The 16,805-nt window shown below is 71.2% G+C and carries 13 protein-coding genes; 7 read left to right on the top strand and 6 right to left on the bottom strand.

What is annotated here, in order from left to right; translation table 11 throughout:
- Nucleotides 1–123: 123 nt before the first annotated feature.
- Together ACY0PA_RS33785 and ACY0PA_RS33780 are read right to left on the bottom strand one after the other, a co-directional pair.
- On the bottom strand, nucleotides 124–1,632 hold the full coding sequence (locus tag ACY0PA_RS33785) for a sugar ABC transporter ATP-binding protein (RefSeq protein ID WP_473081240.1): 1,509 nt from the start codon (nucleotides 1,630–1,632) through the stop codon (nucleotides 124–126).
- 98 nt (nucleotides 1,633–1,730) lie between these two features.
- Nucleotides 1,731–2,912, bottom strand: coding sequence for an ROK family transcriptional regulator (locus tag ACY0PA_RS33780; protein ID WP_473081239.1), 1,182 nt, complete (start codon nucleotides 2,910–2,912; stop codon nucleotides 1,731–1,733).
- Nucleotides 2,913–3,121: 209 nt separating this feature from the next.
- On the opposite strand from ACY0PA_RS33780, the gene ACY0PA_RS33775 reads away from it, so the two are divergent.
- Nucleotides 3,122–4,309: a low temperature requirement protein A gene (locus ACY0PA_RS33775; protein WP_473081238.1), complete on the top strand. Its 1,188-nt coding sequence runs from the start codon at nucleotides 3,122–3,124 to the stop codon at nucleotides 4,307–4,309.
- Between the two features lie 87 nt (nucleotides 4,310–4,396).
- On the opposite strand, the gene ACY0PA_RS33770 is transcribed toward ACY0PA_RS33775, so the two are convergent.
- The 4 genes from ACY0PA_RS33770 to ACY0PA_RS33755 form a co-directional block, all read right to left on the bottom strand.
- On the bottom strand, nucleotides 4,397–5,074 hold the full coding sequence (locus ACY0PA_RS33770) for a GntR family transcriptional regulator (protein WP_383894349.1): 678 nt from the start codon (nucleotides 5,072–5,074) through the stop codon (nucleotides 4,397–4,399).
- Between the two features lie 131 nt (nucleotides 5,075–5,205).
- Nucleotides 5,206–6,153, bottom strand: a complete 948-nt coding sequence (locus ACY0PA_RS33765; protein ID WP_473081237.1) for a beta-ketoacyl-ACP synthase III — start codon at nucleotides 6,151–6,153, stop codon at nucleotides 5,206–5,208.
- A gap of 146 nt (nucleotides 6,154–6,299) precedes the next feature.
- On the bottom strand, nucleotides 6,300–6,437 hold the full coding sequence (locus tag ACY0PA_RS33760) for an MFS transporter small subunit (protein WP_199841638.1): 138 nt from the start codon (nucleotides 6,435–6,437) through the stop codon (nucleotides 6,300–6,302).
- Nucleotides 6,403–7,764 (bottom strand): OFA family MFS transporter, encoded by a 1,362-nt coding sequence (locus ACY0PA_RS33755; RefSeq protein WP_473081236.1) that lies wholly within the window; start codon nucleotides 7,762–7,764, stop codon nucleotides 6,403–6,405. The genes ACY0PA_RS33760 and ACY0PA_RS33755 overlap by 35 nt, the downstream gene beginning before the upstream one ends.
- A gap of 191 nt (nucleotides 7,765–7,955) precedes the next feature.
- Here ACY0PA_RS33755 and ACY0PA_RS33750 point away from each other — a divergent pair, with 191 nt between their 5' ends.
- From ACY0PA_RS33750 to ACY0PA_RS33725, 6 genes are all read left to right on the top strand, one after another.
- Complete coding sequence (locus tag ACY0PA_RS33750) at nucleotides 7,956–8,933, top strand: 2-dehydropantoate 2-reductase (protein ID WP_473081235.1); 978 nt, start codon at nucleotides 7,956–7,958, stop codon at nucleotides 8,931–8,933.
- Nucleotides 8,930–10,870 (top strand): molybdopterin oxidoreductase family protein, encoded by a 1,941-nt coding sequence (locus ACY0PA_RS33745; protein ID WP_473081234.1) that lies wholly within the window; start codon nucleotides 8,930–8,932, stop codon nucleotides 10,868–10,870. The genes ACY0PA_RS33750 and ACY0PA_RS33745 overlap by 4 nt, the downstream gene beginning before the upstream one ends.
- A gap of 114 nt (nucleotides 10,871–10,984) precedes the next feature.
- Nucleotides 10,985–12,859: an NAD(P)H-dependent oxidoreductase subunit E gene (locus tag ACY0PA_RS33740; RefSeq protein WP_473081233.1), complete on the top strand. Its 1,875-nt coding sequence runs from the start codon at nucleotides 10,985–10,987 to the stop codon at nucleotides 12,857–12,859.
- Nucleotides 12,856–13,716 carry a 2Fe-2S iron-sulfur cluster-binding protein gene (locus ACY0PA_RS33735; protein WP_473081232.1) on the top strand — a complete coding sequence of 287 codons (861 nt, stop codon included), beginning with the start codon at nucleotides 12,856–12,858 and terminating at the stop codon, nucleotides 13,714–13,716. The genes ACY0PA_RS33740 and ACY0PA_RS33735 overlap by 4 nt, the downstream gene beginning before the upstream one ends.
- Before the next feature lie 7 nt (nucleotides 13,717–13,723).
- Nucleotides 13,724–14,572, top strand: a complete 849-nt coding sequence (gene fdhD, locus ACY0PA_RS33730; RefSeq protein WP_473081231.1) for a formate dehydrogenase accessory sulfurtransferase FdhD — start codon at nucleotides 13,724–13,726, stop codon at nucleotides 14,570–14,572.
- Between the two features lie 307 nt (nucleotides 14,573–14,879).
- Nucleotides 14,880–16,796, top strand: a complete 1,917-nt coding sequence (locus tag ACY0PA_RS33725) for an exo-alpha-sialidase (protein ID WP_473081230.1) — start codon at nucleotides 14,880–14,882, stop codon at nucleotides 16,794–16,796.
- The last annotated feature ends 9 nt before the right edge of the window (nucleotides 16,797–16,805 follow it).

Genomic DNA, 16,805 nt, shown 5'->3' with positions numbered 1-16,805 from the left:
CGCAGTTCCCCGCGCCCCTTAAGGGGCGCCTGAGTGGCAGCCCGAGTGCCGGTTGTTCGTGGCTGGGCGCGCCCACGCGGCGGAGCCGCACATGTGACAGCCCCGCGCCCCTGACGGGGCGCCTCATGCCCCCGCCAATACCAGGTCCAGGACCCTGTGTTCGTCCAGGTCCGCCGCCGGGGCCTCGTGGACGACCCGGCCCTCTCTCAGCACCAGGACCCGGTCCGCGAGTCCGAGGACCTCGGGGACCTCGCTGGAGACCATGAGGACCGCGAGGCCGTCGTCGGCGAGGCGGCGGATGACGGCGTAGAGCTCGGCGCGGGCGCCGACGTCCACGCCGCGGGTCGGCTCGTCGAGGAGGAGGACGCGGCAGCCGCGCAGGAGCCAGCGGGCCAGGACGGCCTTTTGCTGGTTGCCCCCGGAGAGGGTGCGCACCGGCGCGGACGGGTTGTCGGGGCGCAGGGACAGCTCGCGGGTCGCGGCCCGCGCGGCGTCGAGTTCCTTGCCCCGGTCCAGCCAGCCCCCGTACGAGAAGCGGGACATGGAGGAGACGGAGACGTTGTTGGTGACGGACTCCAGCATGAGGAGTGCCTGTGCCTTGCGCTCCTCGGGGGCGAGGCCGAGACCGGCGCGGACGGCGGCGCGGACGCTGCCGGGCCGCAACACCTGTCCGTCGACGGCGACTTGTCCCGTAGTGGCCTTGCGTGCGCCGTAGATCGTCTCCAGGATCTCGGAGCGTCCCGAGCCGACGAGCCCCGCGAGGCCGACGATCTCGCCGGGCCGCAGTTCGAGGTCGAGTGGCGCGAACTCCCCTTGCCGGGAAAGGCCCTTGACGGTCAGGACGGGTTCGGCGCGAGGCGGTCCCGAGGGACGCTCGGGGAACACGTACTCGACGTTCCGGCCGGTCATGAGGGCCACCACGTCGCGGGTCGGCGTCTCCTTGGCGGGCAGTCCGCCCGCGACCGCCCGGCCGTCCTTGAGGACGGTGACGCGATCGCCGATCCGGCGGATCTCCTCCAGGCGGTGCGAGATGTAGACGACGGCGACGCCGTCCGCGGTGAGGGAGTCGACGATGCGGAAGAGGTTGTCGACCTCGTCCGGGTCGAGGGCGGCCGAGGGTTCGTCCATGACGATGAGGCGGACGTCGTGGGAGAGCGCGCGGGCCATGGAGACGATCTGCTGCTGGGCCGCCGAGAGGTCGCCGACGAGCGTGCCGGGGCCGATCTCGTCGTGCCCGAGTCGCTTGAGCAGTGCGGCGGTTGTGGTGCGGGCGTCGCGCCCGCGGACCACGAATCCGGCGGTGGTCGGCTCGTGTCCGAGGTAGACGTTCTCGGCGACGGACAGCCCCTCCACCAGGTCGAGTTCCTGGTAGATGGTCGCGATGCCGAGGCGCATCGCGGCGATGGGCGACTTGAGCACCGTGCGCTCGCCGCGCCAGGTGATCGTGCCGTCGTCGGGCTGGTGGGCGCCGGCGAGGACCTTGATGAGGGTGGACTTCCCCGCGCCGTTCTGGCCGAGGAGGCAGTGCACCTCACCGGCCAGGACCTCCAGGTCCACGCCGTCGAGGGCGCGGACGCCGGGGAACGACTTGGTGATGCCGGACATGGTGAGCAGGGGTGGTTCCGGTGCCATGAGTGATCCCCTCGGCGGATGCGGGCCGGTGCCAGGGCAGGGCGGAGCTGAGCGCCGTACTGGTGTGGTGATCGCGTGCGGTGTTACGCCGGGCGGTGTTACGCCGGTGAGAACAGGTGGTCGCTGATCAGGCGGGCCGCGCCGATGACTCCGGCGGTGGGGCCGAGCTCGCCCAGGACGATGGGGAGGTTGCCGGTCGCCAGGGGCAGCGACTGGCGGTAGACCTGGGTGCGCAGGGCGGCGAGAAGCGTGTGGCCGAGGCCGGTCACGCCACCCCCGATCACCACGAGGCCCGGATTGAAGAAGCTGACGAGTGAGGCGATGACCTGCCCGGTGCGGTTGCCGCCCTGGCGGATGAGATCGAGTGAGGTGGCGTCACCGGCGGCGGCCGCGACGGCCACGTCGGCGGCGCTGAGCTTCCCGGCCGTCTCAAGGAGGGCGGCGAGTTCGTCGGAACGGCCCTCGCGGGCGGCCTCCTCGGCGTCGCGGGCGAGTGCCGCGCCGCTGAAGTGGGCCTCCAGGCAGCCCTTGTTGCCGCAGGCGCACTGGCGTCCGTCGGGCTCGACCTGGATGTGGCCGATGTCGCCGGCGCTGCCCGTCGTACCGCGGTAGACCTCTCCGCCGACGACGATGCCGCAGCCGATGCCCGTACCGATCTTGACGCAGAGGAAGTCGCGCGCGGAGCGGGCGACGCCCGCGTGCTGCTCCCCCATCGCCATCAGGTTCACGTCGTTGTCGACCATGACCGGGCAGCCGAGTTCCTGGCTGAGGGCCTCGCGGACGGGGAAACCGTCCCAGCCCGGCATGATCGGCGGCGCGACCGGCACGCCCTCGGGGAACCGGACGGGTCCGGGGACGCCGATCCCGGCTCCGTCGAACCCCTCGGCCAGCCCGGAGGCCCTCAACTTGGCCGCCATCGCGAGCACTTGCTCGAAGACGGCGACCGGACCCTCGCGGACGTCCAGGGGCTGGTTGATGTGCCCGAGGACTTCCAGTTCGGCGTTGGTGACAGCGACGTCGACCGAGGTCGCGCCGATGTCGACGCCGAGGAAACGCAGTTCGGGCGCGAGCCGGATGTTGTGGGAGCGGCGCCCGCCGCGCGAGGCAGCGAGTCCGTCGGCCACGACGAGGCCCGTCTCCAGGAGCCGGTCCACCTCGACGGCCAGCTTCGACCGCGAGAGGTCGACCTGATCGCCCAGCTGGGCCCGGGAGTTGGGTCCGCCGTCGCGCAGCAGACGCAGCAGGCGCGCCTGGTGCGCGTTCGCGGGTCGAGCCGTCATGCGTCTCACGTGCCCCTCACCGCCTCACCGGGCCGCCGGTCGTCCCGTCTTCGGGCTTTCGAGGGGAACGTAGCAGTGCTTGCCGGGAGTGGGAAGAAGTTGCGCAGCAATTACCCATGACTTTCTCCAGTCACAGGACAAAGAGCCGGGAGGAAGGATCCGCGTACCCTGTCGCTCGCACAACTGATGGACGTCACAAGGGGGTTGGAATGACGGAGAGCACGCGCGGCCCGCAGGAGAGGACACAGGAGCGACGGCCCGCCCCCGAGCTGCGGGTCAGCACGCTGGAGCTCTTCTTCGACCTCGTCTTCGTCTTCACCCTGACGCAGCTCACCGTGCTGCTGGCGCACGACCTGTCGTTCGCCACGGCGGGCCGGGTCGTCCTCATCTTCGTCGTGCTGTTCTGGATGTACGGCGCCTACGCCTACCTCACCAACCAGGTGCCGCCCGACCGGCCCTCACGCCGGCTGCTGCTCATCGTCGGGATGGGCGCGTTCCTGGTGTGCGCGCTCGCCATCCCGCGCGCCTTCACCGACGGCGGCGTGGTCTTCGGCCTCGGGTTCCTGCTCGTCGTCGTGGTGCACAGCGCGCTGTACACACGCAGCCACGGCCGTGACGTGATCTGGTACGCGGTGCCGAACGCGCTGGCCGCGCTCGCCGTGACGACGGGCGGCTTCTTCCACGGGCTCGCCACCGACGCATGGTGGGTGCTCGCGATCGCGCTGCAGATCGTGACGCCGTTCCTGGCGCAGGCCGGTCCCCGCAGCCACGGCGGGCGCACGACGGACGACCTCCGGGGTCAGCTCGGCGGCCTGGAGCCGGGGCACTTCGTGGAGCGCCACGGCCTGCTCCTGATCATCGCGTTCGGCGAGTCCGTCATCGCGATCGGCATCGGCATCGGCGACCAGCCGCTGACGGTGGGCCTGTTCGGGGGCGCGTTCCTGGCGCTGGCGGTCGCGGTCGCGCTGTGGTGGACGTACTTCGTACGGGACGAGGGGGCGGCCGAGGAGACGTTCCGGGCCACGGAACCCGCGCGCCGCTTCCGCCTCGCGATGAACGCGTACTACTACGCCTTCCTGCCGATGCTGCTCGGGGTCGCGTTCCTCGCGGCGGGCGTGAAGAAGTCGCTCGGTCATCTCGGTGAACATCTGCACACCGGGCCCGCGCTCGCGCTCGCGGGCGGTGTCGCGCTGTTCCTGGCCGGCGATGTCGCGTTCCGGACCGCCATGCGGCTCTCCCCGCTTGCCTTCCGGGCAGCGGCCGTGCCGGTGGTGCTCGGCGCGGCGCTGCTCGGGATACATGTGGCCGCCGTGGCGGAACTCATCGCGCTCGTCGTGATCCTGGTGGCGATGCTGGCCGCGGAGGCGCGGGGCCTGTCGGGGAGCTCTTCCAGCTGACGGTCGGCTGGGGCCGGCGGCGCAAAGCCCGCGCGGTCGGCTGTGTCCCGCCGCGCAAAGCCCGCGCCCCCTTCAGGCACGCGGCCCCTACGACTGGTCGCGCCGGTGGTACGTCTCGCGGGTGTGCTCGGTGTGGGCCCGCATGACCGCCGTCGCCCGCGCCTCGTCCCGCTGCGCGATCGCCGCGATCAGCTCGCGGTGCTCGATCCAGGACTGCTTGCCGCGCTGGCGGGCGACCGGCTGGTAGTACCAGCGCACGCGGCGGTCCACCTGTCCGGCGAGCTCACCCAGGACGACGTTCCCCGCGAGTTCCATGACCTTGGCGTGGAAGGCCGCGTTCGTCGCCACGACGAGTTCGACGTCCCCGTCGGCGACGGCCTGCTCGCCTCTGGCGCAGAGCTCTTCGAGTGCGGTGATCCCGGCCTTGCCGGCGTTCGCTGCGGCAAGGCGGGCCGCCTCGGCCTCCAGGAGCGTACGGACCGTGAGGAGCTGGTCCGCCTCGTCCTCGGTCGGTTCGTGCACGAAGGCGCCCTGCGCCGGACGGAGATCGACCCAGCCCTCCGTGTTCAGCCGCTGTAGCGCCTCGCGCACGGGCTGCCTCGACACCCCGAGGTGCCCGGCGAGTTCGCTCTCGACCAGATGCTGGCCCGGCTGAAGTGCACGCGTCGTGATCAGTTCGAGCAGCGCCTCGTAGACCCGCTCGCGCAGCGGTCCGGGGCGCTCGAGCTTGGGCACCGCCCCCTGCGGCAGTCCTGTGGACAACATCGCGGTCCCCCTCCTGGGCAACGGAGAAGCCAGTATGAATTGGCTTTCGTCTACAGTCTACCGAGCACAATGGCCAGGAGGGGCGGGAGTCGGTCTCGTTACACCCGTGAACGCCGCGAAATCACGCCTGCTCAGGGGCAGCGGACGACCTGGCCCGCGTAGGACAGGTTTCCGCCGAATCCGAAGAGCAGCACCGGCTGGCCGCTGCGGATCTCACCGCGCTCGACGAGCTTGGAGAAGGCGAGCGGGACGCTAGCGGCGGAGGTGTTGCCCGAGTCGACGACATCGCGCGCGACGACGGCGTTCACCGCGCCGATCTTCTCGGCGAGCGGCTCGATGATCCGCAGGTTCGCCTGATGCAGGACGACGGCGGCCAGATCCGCGGGCGTGTACCCGGCGCGCTCGCACGCCGCGCGGGCCAGCGGCGGCAGTTGCTGCGTCGCCCAGCGGTAGACGCTCTGGCCCTCCTGCGCGAAGCGCGCCGGCTCGCCCTCGATGCGGACGGCGTTGCCCATCTCGGGCACGGAACCCCACAGGACGGGCCCGATGCCCGGCTCGTCGCCGGGCGGGCAGGCCTCGACCACGACGGCGCCCGCGCCGTCGCCGACGAGGACGCAGGTCGTGCGGTCCGTCCAGTCGGTGACGGCGGACATCTTGTCGGCGCCGATCACCAGGGCGCGCGTCGCGGCGCCCGCCCGTACTGCGTGGTCGGCGGTGGCGAGCGCGTGCGTGAAGCCCGCGCACACCACGTTGACGTCGAGCGCGGCGGGCGAGGGCACGCCGAGGCGGTGCGCGACGCGCGCGGCCATGTTCGGTGAGCGGTCGACGGCGGTGGAGGTGGCGACGACGACGAGGTCGATGTCGGCCGCCGACAGCCCCGCCGACGCGAGCGCCTTTGCCGCGGCGTGCGCGGCCAGGTCGTCGACCGGTTCGCCGGGGCCCGCGATATGACGGGTGCGGATGCCCACGCGGCTGCGGATCCACGCGTCGTCGGTGTCCACCATCGCCGCCAGGTCGTCATTGGTGAGGACCCTGGCGGGCTGGTAGTGGCCAATGGCGGCGATGCGCGAACCGGTCATAGGTGGGGCCCCTCGGTGTTCGGGATGCGGATCCACCAGTCTGGTGAGCGACTCACCGGTACGAGGGCACGTAAAGCGACAGGATTGGGGCGCCCTGGTTGGAGGGTGCCCCACATCGCCCTGCGGCGTCCGGGGCCTGTCCCGTGCTACCCCGTGAAGAGCTGCCTCGCCTTCTGTACGAGTTCGTACAGGCCGTACGCGAGCGGCACCCCGACCCACAGCCAGGCGAACAGGGTGAGCGCGCGACGGCTAGGCGGACTGCCGGCGCTCTGCGGCTGCGTCATCGGTGGCCTCCCTCGGGGCGGGGATGTGGTGGCGGGCGTGGACGGGACGGATCAGCTCGTTCGCGACGAAGCCCACGACGAGCAGGCCGATCATGATCGTGAAGGACAGGCCGTAGAGGTCCTGGCCGTGCTTTCCGGCCTCTTCCTGGCTGTCGGCGACCCGGTTGACGATCAGCGGGCCGAGCACTCCGGCGGTGGACCAGGCCGTGAGCAGCCGGCCGTGGATCGCGCCGACCTGGTAGGTGCCGAAGAGGTCCTTGAGGTACGCGGGAACGGTGGCGAAGCCTCCGCCGTAGAAGGAGAGGATCACCAGCGCGCAGCCGATGAACAGGGGCTTGGACGAGTCGCCGAAGCGGGCGATCAGCAGGTACATGACGGCGCCCACGCCCAGGTAGAGGCGGTAGACGTTCTTGCGGCCGACCAGGTCGGAGGCGGAGGACCAGCCGATGCGGCCCGCCATGTTCGCCGCCGACAGGAGCGCGACGAAGCCCGCGGCCGCGGAGACGCCGACGGGGGTGCCGCTGTCCTTGAAGAAGTCCGTGATCATCGGGGCGGCCTTCTCCAGGATGCCGATGCCCGCCGTCACGTTCATGCAGAGCACGAGCCACAGGCACCAGAACTGGGGGGTGCGGATCGCTGCGCTTGCTGATACCTGCGGGCCGGTGGGGGCTTGTCGCGCCCACGCGGCGGAGCCGCTCATGTCACAGCCCCGCGCCCCTGACGGAGCGCTCGGCACCCGCACCAGGAGCACGCCGAGGGACATGAACACCGCGTATGTGAGGCCGTGGACCAGGAACGCGAGGGCGATGCCCTTGGAGTCGGCGCCGAAGGACTCCAGCATCTGGGCGGACCACGGGGAGGCGATCAGCGCGCCGCCGCCGAAGCCCATGATCGCGATGCCGGTGGCCATGCCGGGCCGGTCGGGGAACCACTTGATCAGGGTCGACACCGGCGAGATGTAGCCGATGCCGAGGCCGATCCCGCCGACGAAGCCGTAGCCGAAGACGATCAGCCAGAACTGTCCGGTGGCGGCGCCGAGGGCGGAGAGCAGGAAGCCGGAGGAGAAACAGACGAGGGCGACGGTCATCGCCCAGCGCGGGCCGTTGCGCTCGACGAGCGTGCCGCCGAAGGCCGCGGAGAGGCCGAGCATCACGATGCCGAGCTGGAAGGGGAGGGCGCTCTGGGTGCCGCTGAGGTGCATGGCGGACTCGAGCGGGGGCTTGAAGACGCTCCAGGCGTAGGCCTGGCCGATGGAGAGGTGGACGGACAGAGCGGCGGGCGGAACGAGCCAGCGGCTCCAGCCGGTTGGCGCGACGGGGGGCCTCATGATCCCGAACGTTAGGGAGCCGTACGGGAGTTGGGAAGAGCGCACACCGGAATCCGTACACGGTATGCGATGCGTCACCTCTTGTCGGCCCATCTTCCATACTGTAGACAATATTCCATCGACAGTCCGACGGTCCTCCGCACTCTCCTCCCGTGAGAGCAGGAGCCCTCGACCGAACGGAGCTCGCCATCGTGAAAGTCGCAGTCCTCGGCGCCGGTGCGATCGGCGCCTACGTCGGAGCCGCGCTGCATCGCGCCGGCGCCGACGTGCATCTCGTCGCCCGTGGACCGCACCTCGCGGCCATGAGGCAGCACGGCGTCCAAGTGCTCAGCCCCCGCGGTGACTTCACCGCCCGGGCCCACGCGACCGACGACCCCTCGGGGATCGGCCCGGTCGACTATGTCTTCCTCGGTCTCAAGGCGAACTCGTACGCGGCGTGCGGGCCGCTCATCGAGCCGCTGCTGCACAGCTCGACGGCCGTGATCGCGGCCCAGAACGGCATCCCCTGGTGGTACTTCCACCGGCACGGCGGCCCGCACGACGGGCAGCGCGTCGAGAGTGTGGACCCGGGCGGCACGGTCAGTGCGGTGCTCGCGCCCGAGCGGGCCATCGGCTGTGTCGTCTACGCGGCGACGGAGCTCGAAGGCCCCGGCATCGTTCGCCATCTCGAAGGGACCAGGTTCTCCATCGGGGAGCCCGACCGCTCGGTGTCGGACCGCTGCCTCGCGTTCAGTCAGGCGATGCAGGCCGGGGGCCTCAAGTGCCCGGTCGAGCCCGAGCTGCGCGGCGACATCTGGATCAAGCTGCTCGGCAACATCTCGTTCAACCCGATCAGCGCGCTGTCCCGCGCGACCATGCGGCAGATGTGCCTGCACGGCGGCACACGCCGCGTCATCGAGATCATGATGACCGAGACGCTCGCCGTCGCCGGAGCCCTCGGCTGCCGTCCGGACATCTCCGTCGAACGACGGCTGGCCGGCGCCGAGCGCGTCGGCGACCACCGCACCTCGACACTCCAGGACCTGGAGCGCGGCAAACCGCTCGAACTCGACGTGCTGCTTGCGGCCGTCGTGGAACTGGCGGAGATCACCGGCGTTCCGGTCCCGACACTGCGCACCGTCCACGCCATCTCGGATCTGCTCGCCGACCGCATGAGGAGCGCGGCATGAAGAAGCGGGACCGCACCCCGAAGACGTACACCCGCCTCACCCATCCCCTCGTCCGGGACTCCCGGGACGAGCCGCTGCGACGCGCCACCTGGGACGAGGCGCTCGCCAGGGCCGCGGACGGCTTCCGGCGCACCAAGGAGGCGCACGGCCCGGACGCGTTCGCGATGCTCTCCTGTGCCCGCGCCACGAACGAGATGAACTACGTGGCACAGAAGTTCACGCGCGTCGTGATGGGCACCAACAACGTCGACTCGTGCAACCGCACCTGTCACGCCCCGAGCGTCGCGGGCCTGTCCGCGGCGTTCGGCTCGGGCGGCGGCACCTCCTCGTACGAGGAGGTCGAGCACACCGACCTCATCGTGATGTGGGGCTCCAACGCCCGCTTCGCGCACCCGATCTTCTTCCAGCACGTCCTGAAGGGGATCAGGAACGGGGCACGGATGTACGCGGTCGATCCGCGCCGCACCTCGACCGCCGAGTGGGCGGAGAGCTGGCTCGGTCTGAACGTCGGCACGGACATCCCGCTCGCCCACGCCGTAGGCCGCGAGATCATCCACGCGGGCCTGCACAACAAGGCGTTCATCGAGCGGGCCACGACCGGCTTCGACGAGTACGCCGAGCTGGTCGAGCCGTGGACCCTCTCCCTCGCCGAGAAGGTCACGGGCGTCCCCGCCGCCGCCATCCGCGACCTCGCGCACGCCTACGCCACCGCCGAGCGCGCCCAGCTGTGCTGGACCCTTGGCATCACAGAGCACCACAACGGCACGGACAACGTACGGGCGTTGATCAACCTGTCGCTGCTCACCGGGCACGTAGGCCGCTACGGCTCCGGCGTCCAGCCCCTGCGCGGGCAGAACAACGTCCAGGGCGGCGGCGACATGGGCGCCATCCCCAACCGCCTGCCCGGCTTCCAGGACATCCTCGACAGCGCGCACCGCGTCAAGTTCGAGCGCGCGTGGGGCGCGGCCATCCAGCCGCGGTACGGGATGACGCTCACCGACATGTTCGAGGCGATGGAGCACGGCGAACTGCACGCCGTGTACTGCATCGGCGAGAACCCCGCCCAGTCCGAGGCCGACAGCGAGCAGGCGATACGCCGTCTCGCGGCCCTCGACCATCTGGTGGTCCAGGACATCTTCCTGACGAAGACGGCGGAGATGGCCGACGTGATCCTGCCGGCGACCGCCGCCTGGGCGGAGACCGACGGCACAACGACCAACAGCGAGAGGCGGGTTCAGCGCGTACGCGCCGCGCTCACCCCGCCCGGCGAGGCCCGCGAGGACATCGCCATCATCTGCGAGGTCGCCGCGCGGCTCGGCCACGACTGGAAGTTCGCCGACTCCGAGGCCGTCTGGAACGAGCTGCGTGACCTGTCGCCGGACCACTTCGGCATGACGTACGACCGCCTGGAGGAGCACCAGGGCCTTCAGTGGCCGTGCCCGGACCTGGAGGTCCTGCCGTCGAGCTTCCTGCACGGGAGGCTGTGGGAGCAGGATCCGGCGCTGCGCGGCCGTGCGGCACCCTTCGGGCTCGTCGCGCACGACCCGCCGGTGGACCTGACGGACGAGTCGTTCCCGATCCGCCTGACGACGGGCCGGCGCCTCGACTCGTACAACACCGGTGTGCAGAGCGGGAGTTTCGCCTCTCCGCTGCGGCGCGGCGAGTACGTCGAGCTGTGCCCGGAGGACGCGGAGCGGTACGGCGTCGTGGTGGGCGAGGAGGTGCGGGTGTCGTCGCGGCGCGGCGTGGTGGTGGCGCCCGTGTGGGTCGACCCGGCGCTGCGGCCCGGGCTCGCGTTCATGACCATGCACTTTCCCGACGAGGTGGACACCAACCAGCTGACGATCGAGGCGAACTGCCCGATCGCGGGGACCGCCGAGTTCAAGGCCTCGGCGGTCCGCATCGAGAAACTGCCGGTCGCTGCCATTAGGAGCTGACGCAGGACGTGACTCCGCTCCCCGCTGAAAGGCGGGGGCTTCCAACCCGGGGGTTGCGGTCCAGCCCGAACCGACCCCTTCCGGGGCACCCGAAACGTAACACGTAGGAGAGCAATGGATCTGCGCTTCGGTGACAGCAAGCCCACCGACGAGGAACGCGAGGCGGTCGACGCGCTGCTCGGGCCGCCCGGCTCCGCGTGGGAAGCCCCTTTCGGTGACTCGACGGTCCGTTCGGACGCGGATCTGCGCTGGGCGCGCGGGGGCCGTGCGGCGCGGGAGCGGCGGGACCTGCTGTTGCCGGGGCTGCACGCGGTCAACGACCGGGTCGGCTGGATCAGCGACGGCGCCCTCGACTATCTGTGCCGGCGGCTGACGGTGCCGCCTGCGGAGGCGTACGGGGTGGCGACGTTCTACTCGATGTTCTCCGTGAAGCCGCGCCCGGCGACCGTGCTGCACGTGTGCACGGACGTGGCGTGCGCGGCGGCCGGCTCCGCCGAGCTCTGCGCGGGGGTGGAGGGTCGGCTGGGGCTGGGGAGCGGGATCTCGGTCGAACGGAGTCCTTGTCTGGGGTTGTGCGAGCGGGCGCCGGCGGCGCTGGTGGTGCGGGCGGGTTCGCCATCGGCCGAGGGCGGCGCACCGGATGCCGGGAAGCCGCACGCGACCGCCGTCGTGGCCCCCGCCACCCCCGAGGCCACTGTCCTCGCCGCCTCCGCGCCCGAGGCCGCCGAGCCCGAACCGCCCGCCTCGCTCGCCGTCCCGCAGGCCGGGCAGCCCGGACTCACCCTGCTGCGCCGCATCGGAGTCGTGGACCCGGGCTCGCTCGACGACTACCGGTCCCACGGCGGATATGCCGCCCTGCGCCGGGCGTTCGCGCTCGGGCCCGCGGGGGTGATCCGGGAGGTGACCGACGCGGGGCTCGTCGGGCGCGGCGGGGCGGCCTTCCCCACCGGCGTCAAGTGGAAGGCCACCGCCTCACAGCCCGACCATCCGCACTACCTGGTGTGCAACGCCGACGAATCCGAGCCCGGCACCTTCAAGGACCGGGTCCTGATGGAAGGGGACCCGTACTCCCTCATCGAGGCCATGACGATCGCCGGGTACGCGGTCGGCGCCCACAAGGGATACCTGTATCTGCGCGGTGAATACCCGCGCGCCCTGAGGCTGTTGAGCAACGCGATCGACCAGGCGCGCGCCCGCGGGCTCCTCGGGGACGACGTGCTCGGTCAGGGCTACGCCTTCGACATCGAGATCCGGCGGGGCGCGGGCGCGTACATCTGCGGCGAGGAGACCGCGCTCTTCAACTCCATCGAGGGCTACCGCGGCGAGCCGCGCTCCAAGCCGCCCTTCCCCGTGGAGAAGGGCCTGTTCGGGAAGCCGACGGCCGAGAACAACGTCGAGACGCTCGTGAACGTGCTGCCGATCCTGACGATGGGCGCCGAGGCCTACGGGGCGATCGGCACGGAGAAGTCGACCGGGCCGAAGCTGTTCTGCGTGTCGGGGAGCGTCGAGCGGCCGGGGATCTACGAGCTGCCGTTCGGCGCGACGCTCGGCGAACTCCTAGACCTCGCGGGGAAGCCGGACAACCTGCGGGCCGTGCTGCTCGGCGGCGCCGCGGGCGGCTTCGTGCGCGCCGACGAGATGGACATCCCGCTCACCTTCGAGGGGACGCGCGCGGCCGGCACGACGCTCGGCTCGGGCGTCGTCCTCGCCCTCGACGACAGCGTTCCGCTGCCGCGCATCCTGCTGCGGATCGCCGAGTTCTTCCGCGACGAGTCGTGCGGACAGTGCGTGCCGTGCCGGGTGGGCACGGTCCGGCAGGAGGAGGCGCTGCACCGGATCGCCGAGCGGACGGGTGCGGCGGCCGCAGGTGACATCGCGCTGCTCAGGGAGGTGGGGCGGGCCATGCGGGACGCCTCGATCTGCGGTCTGGGGCAGACCGCGTGGAACGCCGTGGAATCCGCCATCGACCGCCTGGGGGCGTACGAATGACCGCCATACCGCTGGGAGTGCCGCGCCGCCTCGTCGAGTTCACGCTGGACGGGCAGGAGTCGCGGGTGCCCGAGGGGTCGACGATCCTGGACGCCTGCCGGGCCGCGGGCAAGGACATCCCGACGCTGTGCGAGGGCGACACCCTCACTCCTAAGAACGCGTGCCGGGTGTGCGTCGTCGAGGTCGAGGGCGCCCGCACCCTCGCCCCGGCGTGCTCGCGCAAGGCCGAGGCGGGGATGGAGGTCCGCACCGACACGGAGCGGGCCCGGCACAGCCGCAAGGTCGTCCTCGAACTGCTCGCCTCGTCCGTGAACCTGTCGACGACACCGCGCGCCGCCGAGTGGATCAAGGAGTACGAGGCGAAGCCCGACCGGTTCGGCCCGGACGCGGCACGTGTGGACGAGGAACCGCGCGTCGACAACGATCTTTACGTCCGGGACTACGACAAGTGCATCCTCTGCTACAAGTGCGTCGACGCGTGTGGTGACCAGTGGCAGAACACGTTCGCCATCTCGGTCGTCGGGCGCGGCTTCGACGCCAGGATCGCCGTGGAGCACGACGCGCCGCTGACGGACTCGGCGTGCGTGTACTGCGGCAACTGCATCGAGGTGTGCCCGACGGGCGCGCTGTCCTTCAAGTCGGAGTTCGACATGCGGGCGGCGGGCACCTGGAACGAGGCGGAGCAGACGGAGACGACGACCGTGTGCGCGTACTGCGGAGTGGGCTGCAACCTCACTCTCCATGTGCAGGACAATGAGATCGTCAAGGTCACCTCGCCGCACGACAACCCGGTGACCCACGGCAACCTCTGCATCAAGGGCCGCTTCGGCTATCAGCACGTACAGAACCGGGACTGATCGACACATGGGACGAGTCACGGAACGACGCAAGGTGCTCCGCATCCGGGACGGGCAGGTCTCCAGCAGGCCCGACACCCTGGTCGCGGAGGAACCCCTGGAGATCCGCCTGAACGGCAAGCCTCTCGCCATCACGATGCGCACCCCGGGCGACGACTTCGCTCTCGCGGCGGGGTTCCTGGTCAGCGAGGGCGTCCTCGGCGCGACGGAGGAACTCCAGAGCATCGTGTACTGCGCGGGGGCTACGGCGGACGGTGTCAACACCTACAACGTCGTCGACGTGCGCACCGCTCCCGGCGTGGAGATCCCCGACATCACGCTCGAACGCAATGTGTACACGACGTCGTCGTGCGGCCTGTGCGGGAAGGCGAGCCTGGACGCGGTGCGTACGACGACCCGGTTCGCGATCGACGACACTCCCCCGGTCCGGATCGAGCCCTCGCTCCTGGCGAGCCTCCCCGACCGGCTGCGCGAGGCCCAGCGGGTCTTCGACCGGACCGGGGGTCTGCACGCCGCGGCGCTGTTCTCGGAGGCAGGGGAACTGCTCGACATCCGCGAGGACGTGGGCCGGCACAACGCGGTGGACAAGCTCGTCGGGCGCGCCCTCCAGAACGGCGGGCTTCCGCTGTCCCGCGCGATCCTGCTCGTCTCGGGCCGCGCCTCCTTCGAGCTCGCGCAGAAGGCGGTGATGGCGGGCATCCCGGTCCTCGCGGCCGTGTCCGCGCCGTCGTCGCTCGCGGTCGACCTGGCCGCCGAGAGCGGCCTCACCCTGGTCGGCTTCCTGCGCGGGCCCCACATGAACGTGTACGCAGGAGAACACCGCATCGCCCTGCGGGCCGCGGCCGCCCAGGGCTGACCGGTTTCCCCGCGGCACGGCGACGGGGCCCGGATCCGGCGGGGAGCGCCCCCTGCGCCGGCCGGGCCCCACGCGCCGACGCACCCCGGCATGCCCCCTGGAGGACGCGGCGCGGGCCCGCGAGGCGATGGAGGGGCGCGCCAATCCGGGCAAAGTCGTCCTGATCCCCTGATGCACGGTGCTTGTGGCGTGCCGAGCGTCCCAAGTAGCGTCTGTGGCCCGGACATTGGACGTGGGATGTCTGGATGTCCAGACGCATGAGCCGTGACATCAGCCTTGGCACGAGCCGTTGAAGGGTGGCAGCACCATGCCGTCAAGTCTCCGTGTACGTCTGAGATCCCTGGGCACATCCGTCGTCGCGCTGCTCGCGGTCGCCGCGGGAGCCGCACTGCCCGCGCAAGCCGCAGAACCGGCTGACGCGACACAAGCGACCCAGGCCACCGCTGCCCGAGCGGCCTCGGCGCAACCGCCGTTCGAGCAGCAGGTCCTCTTCAAGGCTTCCCAGGATCCCGGGTATGCCTGCTACCGCATTCCGGCCGTGGTGAAGACGAAGCAGGGGACGCTGCTCGCCTTCGCCGAGGGGCGGACGAACGACTGTTCCGACGCGGGCGACATAGACATCGTCGTCAAGCGGTCCGAGGACGGCGGCCGCACCTGGAGCCCGCTCCAGGTCGTCAACGAGGGCGCCGGTGACACCCACGGCAACCCCGCCCCCGTGGTCGACCTCAGGACGGGCCGCATCGTGCTCGCGGAGACGTACAACACCGGCCGCACGGACGGAAAGAACTGCGACATTCCGTGCGACCGCACCCCGCACCTCCAGTACAGCGACGACGACGGCCGCACCTGGTCGGCGCCGCGCGACCTGAGCGACGAGATCCTGCCGAAGGACTGGAACTCCTGGTACGCGACGGGGCCGGTGCACGGCCTCCAGCTCGCCCAGGGGCGCCACCGCGGGCGGCTTGTCTTCACCGTCAACGCCGAGACCTGGAACGGCAGTCGCATCACCGCGAACCATGCCGCGCTCATGGTCAGCGACGACGGCGGCAGGCACTGGCGGGTCGGCGCGAAGGACTCGTGGCCGATCGCGGACGACGGCACCTTCCGGCAGAAGCCGTCCGAGATGACCCTCGCCGAACTGCCCGGCGGCACGCTGTACGTGTCGGGGCGCGAGCAGGACGGCACCGACCTCGGTCACCGCACGCACACATGGAGCCGGGACGGCGGCGACTCGTTCACGCGGCGCTTCACGACACTCCCCGACCTCTACACCCCCCAGGTGCAGGGTTCGGTCCTGCGCACCGGCAACCGGCTGCTGCTGGCCTGCCCCGGCGACCCCGACCGGCGCCGGACCATGACCGTCCGTTCCTCGTACGACGGCGGGCGGACCTGGGACAGCTTCGACCGCTCGACCGTGGTGACGACCGACTGGTCCGGCTACTCGGACCTCGTGCAGGCGACCGGCGACCATGTGGGCCTCATGTATGAGGGCGGCGCGGTCGACGCGCGCGACGAGATCCGTTTCGCGCGCTTCACCGAGGACTGGCTGACGCCGCGCCGCGGCGCGGACCCGACGACGGAGGACCGGGCCAGCCACGCACGGGACGCGGCCGTGCTCGGCGGTGCCTCCCCGACGGCAGGCCGCTTCGGCGGGGCGCTCTCCTTCGACGGCACGGACGACGCGGTACGGCTCCCGTACAGCGACCGACTGCCGCTCGGCGCGAAGGACTTCACCGCGTCGCTGTGGTTCCGCTACTCCGCCACGACCGGTGAGCAGCCGCTGCTGTGGATGGGCGGCATCGGCACCACGCAGCCGCAGGTGTGGCTGCGCGCCGAGCCGGCGAGCAACCGCATCACGGGTCTGATCACCACGCGGGACGGCGCCGCGGCCCCGCGGTCCGCGTCGGTGCGCACCACGGGCGCCTACAACGACGGCCAGTGGCACCACCTGTCCCTGCGGCGGGGCGGTGGGCAGCTGACGCTCACCGTCGACGGGACGTCGGTCAGTACGCCCGACGTGCCGGGCTCCGTCAGCCGTAACTCGCCGTTCGGCGTGCACGTGGGCGAACGGATGGACAGCCGGGCGCACTTCACCGGCGCGATCGACGAAGTCCGGATCCAGGACCGGGCGTTGAGCGACGAGGAACTCAACACCCCGGTCACCACTGTGACCCCGGACACCGTCCTGTGGCTGCCCATGGACCGGGTGCGCGGGGGCCACTAACGTCCCAGC

Source organism: Streptomyces sp. DS1-CR2 (genome assembly GCF_055760475.1).
This window is presented reverse-complemented; position numbering and strand designations above follow the sequence as displayed.

Excerpts from the sequence above, each read along its gene's own strand:
- ACY0PA_RS33765 (WP_473081237.1), bottom strand. The coding sequence starts at position 6,153 with ATGACCGGTTCGCGCATCGCCGCCATTGGCCACTACCAGCCCGCCAGG.
- ACY0PA_RS33740 (WP_473081233.1), top strand. The coding sequence starts at position 10,985 with ATGGATCTGCGCTTCGGTGACAGCAAGCCCACCGACGAGGAACGCGAG.
- ACY0PA_RS33725 (WP_473081230.1), top strand. The coding sequence starts at position 14,880 with ATGCCGTCAAGTCTCCGTGTACGTCTGAGATCCCTGGGCACATCCGTC.
- fdhD (WP_473081231.1), top strand. The coding sequence starts at position 13,724 with ATGGGACGAGTCACGGAACGACGCAAGGTGCTCCGCATCCGGGACGGG.
- ACY0PA_RS33760 (WP_199841638.1), bottom strand. The coding sequence starts at position 6,437 with ATGACGCAGCCGCAGAGCGCCGGCAGTCCGCCTAGCCGTCGCGCGCTC.
- ACY0PA_RS33735 (WP_473081232.1), top strand. The coding sequence starts at position 12,856 with ATGACCGCCATACCGCTGGGAGTGCCGCGCCGCCTCGTCGAGTTCACG.
- ACY0PA_RS33775 (WP_473081238.1), top strand. The coding sequence starts at position 3,122 with ATGACGGAGAGCACGCGCGGCCCGCAGGAGAGGACACAGGAGCGACGG.
- ACY0PA_RS33745 (WP_473081234.1), top strand. The coding sequence starts at position 8,930 with ATGAAGAAGCGGGACCGCACCCCGAAGACGTACACCCGCCTCACCCAT.
- ACY0PA_RS33770 (WP_383894349.1), bottom strand. The coding sequence starts at position 5,074 with ATGTTGTCCACAGGACTGCCGCAGGGGGCGGTGCCCAAGCTCGAGCGC.
- ACY0PA_RS33785 (WP_473081240.1), bottom strand. The coding sequence starts at position 1,632 with ATGGCACCGGAACCACCCCTGCTCACCATGTCCGGCATCACCAAGTCG.
- ACY0PA_RS33780 (WP_473081239.1), bottom strand. The coding sequence starts at position 2,912 with ATGACGGCTCGACCCGCGAACGCGCACCAGGCGCGCCTGCTGCGTCTG.
- ACY0PA_RS33755 (WP_473081236.1), bottom strand. The coding sequence starts at position 7,764 with ATGAGGCCCCCCGTCGCGCCAACCGGCTGGAGCCGCTGGCTCGTTCCG.